This window comes from Synechococcus sp. BSA11S, assembly GCF_014224355.1.
Taxonomy (GTDB): Bacteria; Cyanobacteriota; Cyanobacteriia; order PCC-6307; family Cyanobiaceae; genus Regnicoccus_A.
In genome coordinates this window covers 1-9,491 of sequence record NZ_VNWP01000034.1, presented here as the reverse complement: position 1 = coordinate 9,491, position 9,491 = coordinate 1, and the positions used below count along the sequence as shown (strand labels likewise).

General features: G+C 48.2%; 2 protein-coding genes. Both read right to left on the bottom strand.

Going from position 1 to position 9,491, the window contains the following annotated elements; genetic code table 11:
- Nucleotides 1-194: 194 nt before the first annotated feature.
- Entirely contained in the window at nt 195-1,247 is a 1,053-nt protein-coding gene (locus FPZ61_RS14990; protein WP_185467420.1) for a sulfotransferase, read from the bottom strand.
- 106 nt (nt 1,248-1,353) lie between these two features.
- Nucleotides 1,354-9,000 carry a type I polyketide synthase gene (locus FPZ61_RS14985; RefSeq protein WP_185467419.1) on the bottom strand — a complete coding sequence of 2,549 codons (7,647 nt, stop codon included), beginning with the start codon at nt 8,998-9,000 and terminating at the stop codon, nt 1,354-1,356.
- Nucleotides 9,001-9,491: the final 491 nt, after the last annotated feature.

Below are 9,491 nucleotides of genomic sequence, written 5' to 3'. Positions count from 1 at the left end.
AGTGGGCGGAATGATTCCCAGGGGATAGAATCAGCCAGACGCTTGAGAACTGGCTTTTTGTCCTGGAGCTTTGTGACTCTTTGCTGCTCGTCCCAAAAGCCTCTCTGACCCACGGTTGTCGTGAAGATTGCTCAACCGATCATAATTGGCATCATGTCGCAATCAAGTGTCTTGTTGATTTTTCGAGGTGGCCTTCAATAGCCATATTTTTGAATATAGTCAGCGCACTCATTCTCTATGCGAGAGAGCAAAGGAGCAGCTGGCGCGAACTCATTCGCCTTGTAGGGAGGAAGAGAGCTCAGGTAAGCTCTGAGTTTGGTGTCGTAAGCATCAGCATCAGAAAGACCAAGCTTCTGGTATACATATCGCATGACAGTGACCGGATCTGAAACTAGGTTCTCATACTTGATCTCACATAGCTGATTTGCGGAAAGCACGTTCTGATCTCTGTTAAAACAGCTGTACATATCATTATACTGTGAAAAAACTAGTTCCTCAAGCCAGTTAAACGGGCCTACTTGGAATGAGTGAAAGGTATAAAGGGACTGCCATAAGCGCTTGGTGGAAGGGACGAATGCCCTGGGGTCACGGACAATATGGATAAACTTTGCGCCTGGGAACATCTTATTAAGAACACCTATTCGGGCTGTGTGAGTAGGACTTTTGAGGACAGGACGACGCTGATCACGAATATATAGCAAGGAAAGAAATAGCTCAAGCTTCTTGATCCATAAATTAGCTACTTTGATAGAATATTCCTTGAAATCAATTGAAGCATCGCGCTGACGAGCAGTATGGGGAAAGGCGATGCGGAGGTAAGGAGAGGGTGCCCCAAGGGCTAAAAGAGCGAACTCATCTTCCTGAGGCCGGGTCCAGCCCATTGAAACTTGATCAAAATATCGAGTTGCAGGCATAAGCCAATTCATATACTTATAAAAGAAACGATCTATAAGAGGAAAGCAAGAAGGAGCAAAGCACTGCAACGAGTTTGGTGTGCAAAGGGAGTTATCGAGCATCATTAACTCATGAAGATAAGTTGTTCCGGTCCTCCAATGTCCAATAATAAATATAGGGGCATCATGCAATTGTGCGCATCTGAGCTGGCGACGAAAAATAATTGCTGTGAGCAATGCTGCAATGCTAGTAATAAATGATATGATTAGCGAGGTGATAAGAAGATGAAATCTTGAGCAGCTTACTCTTAGACGATTACGAAATAAGAGCCCAATCAGGACGGGAAGGGTCATTCCGTACCAGAATCTTGGTATAATGGGTGAATATGCTTGATGCGTGCCCCCCTCAAATTGAACTGTCAATTTCTTATTATCCATTCTAATAAATTATGATGAAGAGCTAACTCTTGGATAGTGCGGGAAGCAGGGCCTGTCCATAGACAAGAGCTAAAGACTGGAACGAAGGACAGCTGATGCCAAGGGTATTGAGGACGGTGCTGGTGTAAGTCGAAGAAGGTTCTGCACGAAGACCCTTCCGATTGAGTTCTGGATAGGTAAATTGATCGTCACCCCAGCGCTTTGTAAAGAAAGGTAACATAGGGTTCAATGGGTTAGTTGGATCTTCAGCAATTGTCTCGATCCAATCGCCCATTGGAACTTGAGTGAGTGGACGCCCAAAAGATGTAATAGCTTGAACTAGGTCGCTTAGAAGAATGGGTGAAGGATGGTGTAAGTGATATGTACGATTGAGAGCCTGGGGGCTCCAAGCCAATGCGGTTATGGCATCTGCTACATAATCAACTGGAACCAGATCGAGCTCCCATGCGATATCTGGGAAAGAACCCATTTTGAGGCAACCTTCCAATAGCCGATATAATAAATCATCTTGGTGCCATATTCCTAGTTTGGAGTCACCACTAATCAATGGTGGACGATAGACTGTGACTGGAAGCCCAAGCTTTGCGGCATTCAAAACCAAGCGTTCACTGACCCACTTTGTCTGAGAGTAGCCATTGACAATTCCATCACATTCAGTGATATCTTGATCCTCAAGAATAGGCTTGCCTCTGTAGGCAGTAGCCTCAAGCGCAGCCACGCTGGAAACCATCTGAATAGGGATGCATTTCTGAAGAGCTAATTCAACAATGTTCTTTGTGCCAAATACATTTGTTTTTGCTAGCTGCGAATAGGTTGCCATTTGACTAAGTTGGGCTCCATTATGAATGATCCCTTCGGCTTGACTGGAGATCATGGCATAAGTCTCTGAATCAAGTCCTAGGTCTGCTAGCGCTAAGTTGCCCAAGACCGGCACAATGCGGTCAGAATATGAAGCATCCCAGATTTGATAATGCTGCATATTCTTCGTTATCTTTTCTTTGGCAGCATCAAGCCCGTCGCTGCGAACTAGGCAATAAACGAGTCGGTTCGTGTTGGCTCGAAGTTGACCCTCAAGTAGATAGGCACCCAGAAATCCTGTCGCCCCTGTCAGGAACACCTTCTGAACTTTCTCTTGAGAGGGTGTTGACTCCAGGACACTGACTCGCCAATCAGAAGGAAGCTCTGCCTCCTTCCTGAGATTGAGTTCAGTATCCACAGAAGCAGTGGATAAACCTAAATCACTGAGAATGATCTGGGCTATTGATTCAAGAGATGGCTCTCCTGCTAGTGACTCGAATGTTAGTTTGACACCAAGGTCCGCCTCAACAATTGATACGAGTTCAACGGCCATCAAGGAGTCAAGGCCGAGATGGAACAGCGACTCAGAAGGATCGATGGAGCCTTCACCGTCAAGACCCATCACCTTCGCTAAACGGGTGCGAAGAAGTAATGTGATTTCAAGTTGCCGTTGCTCCAAGCTGTACGAAGACAGTTTGTCGATGAGGGCTGAACGGGTCTCATCAAGTCGAGAAGCAGTCTGAGCTGCGTCGATGGGATTGGCTAAAAGTGATAGCTGGATTCCAACTCTTTGCCCCGATTGATCAAGAATCTTTTGCCAATCATTATTGGCAACTGCAAGGATGCCTGAGATTCCCCTCCTCAGCACCTGGTTGAGTGCATCAAAAGCTGTCTCAGGAGGTAGAAATTCTACCCCTAATGCCTTGAGACGATCCTTCTCACGTTTGCCAAGGGATCCTGCCATCCCCCTGCCCTCCCATGGGCCCCACTGCAGGGAGAGAATAACCGAGGGTTCCGTACGTTGGCTTTCGTTGGATTGAAGATGGTTGCCGAGTATTCCTGCAAAACCATCCAGAGCTCCATTGGCAGAAGCGTAGGTAGACTGGCCAGGGGAGCCAAGCAAGGCAGATATTGACGAGAAGGAGACTATAAACTTGGGTGATATCGGTGAGCCTGGCGAGGGATGATGACTTGCTACATATCCATTGAATGCATTTCTAATGACATGCCACCCCACAAGCTTGGGAGCAAATACATTATGAAGCCGTTCCGAAGTTTGATTGTCTACAAGGCCATCGTCAACGACTCCAGCACAGTGGAAGATACCATGGAGTGGTTTGTGTGCATCTAGCCTAGAAAAAGTATCTTGAAGATCTGATAGCATGCGATCTGCGGAGTCCCAATCCGAAAGATCTAGGCTTAAGAGGTGACATTCGACACCAAACGAGTTGAGTCTATTAAGAACTTCACTGGCTTGCCTTGACGGCGCTGATGCTGATCGAGAAATAGCAATGATTGAACTTGCGCCCTGCTGTGCTAGCCATTCCATAAGCTGAAGACCAATTCCGCCGAGAGCTCCAGTGACGCAGTATGTACTATCGGATCGGATCAGAACTGGGTCAGGTTTGGCTGCTTGTGAAATCAGGACTTTGCCTACATGTCTCGCTTGAGACATCAACCGGAATGCGTCAACAGTCTTGTCGATATCATAGACAGTTATCGGGATTGGATTGTACGTTCCATCTTTAAGTTCACAAAGAAGCGTATCCAGCATTGATCGCACAAGGCTTGGCTGTGCCGCCGCTACATCAAGCAGGTCAAATGGAAGGTAGTCAACATCAGGTCTTTCTGTCTGAGCCTTTTGATGTGACCATGTTTCGATCTTGCCTAGCTCAACAAATCTACCATTCTGGGCAAGAGCGCGAAAACTTGCATCGACCCATTCACCTTTAAGTGAATTAAGCACGACGTCTACGCCTCGCCCGTCGGTAATTTCAAGGATTTGATCTGCGAAATCAGTTGTTCGCGAATCAAAAACCTTTTCTACACCTTGCTCTAAAAGTGCAGCTTGCTTTGCCTGACTTGCTGTTGCATAAATTCTGGCACCGGATTTGATGGCAACTTGAAGAGCTGCTTGACCAACTCCCCCTGCAGCAGCATGAATAAGAACAATCTCACCAGGCTGAATTTTTGCTAGGTTGAGAAGGCCATGTATTGATGTAAGAAATGCGGTGCTCACGCTGGCGACTGTGGTGGCATCCAAGCCAACTGGCAAAGGTGAGCATAGTTGTTCCCTGCAAATAACGTGCGAAGCCAAGCTGCCGATGGAAAGCGCCGCAACAACACGTTCTCCAATTCTTGAGCCATCAACATCTGGACCCACGGCCACTATTCTGCCGACACATTCGCCACCGAATGGAATCTCTGCTGACTCATCAAAGCCCAGTTGAGCACTATAAGCCTTGAGCAATCCGAGTGCATTCAGCACATCTCTGAAATTCAGACCGGTAATTTCAACGGCAACTTCAACCTCGCCATGTTGGGGCGATCTGGATTCACAAGGTACCCGAGTTAGGGTATCAAGATTGCCTGGAACTTGGATCGCATATCTAAATCGTTCTAGCGTTGATAGCCGCTGAATACGTGATAATTCGAGGGATTCACCAGTCCATCGCAGTGATGATTCCGTGGTAGCAGCCTTCCATATCATTGCCCACTGAGCTGGCGTGGGATGAAGTTCTGGATCGCTCGGAATATTGACAATCGTAAACTGCCAACTGACAAGTTCCTGTTGTACGGTCCTCGTCATTGCCTCAAGGCTACTCTGCAAAGGTCCAAAGCCTTCCAGAACCAAGGTGACTGGTCGAGGTTTGGCTACAGAGAGACGCTTGTACAGTTGGAGGAGCTGGTCTGCAGTCGTCTCAATTAGGGATACTTCGGAATCGTCAGAATATGTGGGCCAAAGCACGAATTCTGTCTCTACTCCTCCAAGCAGTTTGGAATCCGAAATAATATCTTCAATCGAATGATGACGGAGTGGGAACTGGCCCCATTCCGCAAACGGCTGTAATCTGATGCTTCTATTGATTTGGCTAGTCGATAAAACTAATATGCCCTTTGGCAGCTGACCTTGTTCTAAATCAAGGGGAATGGAATGCCACTCTTTCTTGAGAATCCAATTGGAAGAATCATTCGTATCTTTGACCTCTTGTAACTTTTCTGGGAACATCCAGTCAAGTGCGATGCGAGGCAAGCTGCGAAGCCGGAAACGGCTTATAGACACTAAGATTCGATTATTATGATGCAGAATAATATTGCATTCAATAAATGCCAAATCAGTGGATTCAATTAATTCCACCTGACATTCAAACTCGTCCGGAAGTGGAAGAGGAGTAGCCCAAAGATCGGCGAATCCAACCGGTAAAACGAGTTGACCGCTGCTCGCATTTGGCTGAAGCAAAGCGGCTACTGCTTGAAAACAACTGTCAAGGAGACCACGGTCGAGACCTTTCGGCGGCCGTTTCAACGATGCCCATGCTCGATTGTTCGAACACCGTAGCTGACTCAATGCGCGAAAAGTAGGTCCGTAAACCAGGCCAAAATGAGTCAAGCGTTCATAAAAATCTTGTAGATTGACATCATAGATATCTTCATTTTCAGGAGGTGCATGCAACTCAAAGGGGAGGCATGGAGAATCCTGATTTGATATGGTGCCGATTGCTTCGCCATGTAGAGTCCATTCTTCATGACTTGCTTGATGCGCCTTGCTATTGACCTTAATACCTAATTGCCCATTCTGCTGCGCATTAGCCTGGATGGTAAGGCGGGTTACTTCTGAAGTGAGCTTTAGAGGATGCTGCAGGAAAAAGTCTTTGATATGATAGCAATCGTTCTCGGGATGCAATGTCTGCAAGATCTCTACTAGAATAGATATAAAACCAGCGGCCGGAAAGACCTTATATGAACGGATACGGTGATCTTCGAGATCATGATGCACTTGGACGCTTAAATCGATCGAAAAGAAATGATCTAGCGAGGGAATGTCTAGCTTTGCAAGGGTTGCCGAGCCAGGACTGAGGGTGGAAGCGCTTATGGTTGCCGCAGATATTGGAGTGCTCCGAGCATGACCTTTGGAGGTTATTTGATGAATGAAGTGTGACCATTCTGCAGATTCATCAGAGCTTTCATATTGTTTGGGCCACCAAAATCTTTGACGATCAAATGGATATCCAGGAAGACGTATTGCTTGGGCGGGAAAATCATGATAAAAACCTGACCAGTTAACAGCAAAGCCTTCACAGTACAGGCGGCCTAAAGAATGCAGCAAAGTGCTCAATCCAGGCTGTGAAGGGTGTACACTTGGAAGTAATATGTGTTCTTCTTCTATCCATTGTCGAGCCATCCCGATCAGGGTGGGTCGAGCGCCTACTTCAATAATATAGTTAACATCCTGGCCTGTCATCGCGGCAATGCTCTGGTAGAAGCGTACTGGGCTGATAACATGTCTGCACCAGTACTCAGGTGTGGCGACTTCCGATCCCGCGATCTCTCCACTCACATTGCTGATCAATGTCTTGGAGGGTGGCAGAAAACTAATCTGAGAGATAGCACGCTCAAAGTCCTCAAGCATTGGCCGCATTGCAGAGGTATGAAATGCGTGCGATACAGTCAATGCCTTCACCTCAATGCCCGCCGCCCGGGCTGCTGCGCTCATCCGCTCCAGGCATGCAGAGGGACCAGCGACCACCGTGTTGGTGGGTCCGTTGTAAGCAGCGATTGTGAGATATGGCTCAACTTCAAGGAAGGAATTTAGCCGTTCTGGAGAAACAAGAAATGCTGACATTCCGCCACCACTAGGTAGGGAAGCCATAAGCTGCGACCGAGAAGAAACGATGCTGCAGGCATCTGATAGGTTAAAAACTCCAGCTATGTGCGCTGCAAGAATCTCGCCAACACTATGCCCTATCAGCACATCAGGATTAATTCCCCAAGAGCTCCACAGGCGTGATAGCGCGTATCCAAATGCAAAGATTATTGGTTGAGCATAGGCAGTGTCAGCAAGAATCTCATTCAGTAAACTATCTGATCTATCTGCCAGAAGAAAGTCCTGGAGTCGCCGATCAAGACATGTGTTCAGGTGAGCCGCCGCCTCTTCGAAAGCATTGCGGAAAACGGGATGAGAATTATAGAGGTCTTTTCCCATTCCAGCGTATTGGGAGCCCTGGCCAGTGAATGCCCATGCAAGTCTTCCAGTCTTTTTCGAGTAAGACTTATGGCTGACATTGGCTAATCCCGAGTTGCCCTCTGAGACCTCCAGGAGAGATTTTGCAAGTTTCTCAACTGTTGGTACAACAAAAGAAAGCCGCTCTTTGAAGACAGTCCGAAAGCTGTTTGCTGAGTAACAGATGTCGTTGAGGGAGCGATCGGGATTGCCCTGTATAAATGTGGCTAAATCCTTTGCCAAGGCGCGCAAGGCAGTTTGTGACTTGGCTGAGATAGTAAGGATGTTGTATGGAAGAGCCGGGCCAAAGCGTGGGTAATGTTTAGATTGCTTGGGTGCCTGCTTAAGAACGACATGTGCATTGGTTCCACCAAAGCCAAAGGAGCTTACACCAACAACGGCATCCATCTCTGGACGAGGAAACGGTCCAAGTTTAGTCTGAACTCTTAATTGTAGAGCTTCAAAGTCAATTGAAGGATTGGGTGTTTCGAAGTGAAGGCTAGGTGGAATCTGATGGCGTGAGATCGATAGAGCTGCTTTGATTAACCCTGTTATGCCTGCAGCAGTTTCAGAGTGCCCCAGATTGGTCTTCACTGAGCCGAGATGGCAATAAGTTCCCTCTTCACGTCCTTCTGCTAAGACAGTTCCGAGTGCTCGAACTTCTATGGGATCTCCCTGACGTGTGCCGGTGCCGTGTGCTTCTACATACTGTGTCGCCGCCGGGGGCACTCCTGCCGCTCTGAAAGCGGTACGGACGCATTCAACTTGTGAGCGGAGATTTGGTGCAACCATGCCATTGCTACGGCCATCTGAATTGACAGCTGAGCCAAGCACGACTGCATAGATATTATCCTTATCTTGTAGGGCTTTCTCAAGTGGTTTCAATAGGACCATTCCTGCCCCTTCGGAGCGCACATACCCATTAGCTCGAGCATCGAAGCTCTTGCACTGTCCGTCGGGGGAGAGAAGACCAGCTTTATTGAACAACATCTGGACTCCCGGATGAGCGATGATCTGGACTCCACCAACCAGCGCCATTTCAGACTCGCCGCTGAGAATGCTCTGGCAAGCCAAGTGCACAGCAACCAAAGACGATGAGCAAGCAGTATCGATAGTGAAGCTAGGACCCTTGAGATCAAAAATGTATGAGATGCGGTTTGCTGCGATGCATCCCGTGTTTCCAGGGAGCAGAAATGGCTCGTTGTTAGGTGTTGAGTAGCCGCTCTCATTTATCCACAATAAGCTTCCGTAATCGTTGCTTGATATTCCCACGAAGACCCCTACCTGCTTCGACTTGATCTGCTCCAGTGGTATATTTGCATCTTCTACGGCCCGCCAGGCAACTTCCAGCATCATCCTCTGTTGAGGGTCCATGCTTATGGCTTCCCTAGGTGTAATTCCAAAAAAAGAAGCATCGAACTTGTCAATATCCTCGATAAACCCTGCCTTTCGTACGTGCTGCTTTAGTGGAACTGATGAATCCGAGGTGAAGTGATGATCCAGATCCCACCTCTCTGGTGGGATTTCTGTGATCGCATCTCGACCGGCCGCAAGAAAATCCCAGAATGTTTTAGGCGAGTCAATTCCACCAGGTAACTTGCATCCAACGCCTACTATCGCGATTTGCTGCGGAATGCATTTGTCGTTCACTGATAATCTGCATCAATTTTTTTCGACCTTAGCACCTTCTCAATTGCACGGCAACCAAATTGCCAAGATTTCACGACATGCCTTCTCTGCATTGGCGGTGACTTTCAGGGAAGGTGTCACTCCTTGGCTGCCATTCAGGCGGCCTCGATTAATGGTAGCGCGAGGACCGGATCTGGTTCCTCTGGTGGCTTGTTGATCCACACTGCTTCTGGTTGACGCCAGCAGCGGGTGCTTCTGCTCCAGCGTGCTGGATTGGTCTGGCGGGCCTTCTCGTAGACCTCGGCTCGCTGCTGGCAAATGGCCTTGGCGGCTCCACTGTGACGCTGATGGGGCCACCTGCGTCAGGAAAGTTATCCGCTCGGTTTGACCCATCCACCAGGGGGCCAAACCGAGGACCATGAAACCGATCTATGACCAGGCCATGCGGGCCGAGATCCGCAATCGCATGAGCCCGCCCAACCGGGAGAGCGTGGCCGAGATCGCTCGCTCCA

Bases quoted from the DNA above. Each gene is read 5' to 3' on its own strand.
- FPZ61_RS14990 (WP_185467420.1), bottom strand. From the start codon at position 1,247: ATGACCCTTCCCGTCCTGATTGGGCTCTTATTTCGTAATCGTCTAAGA.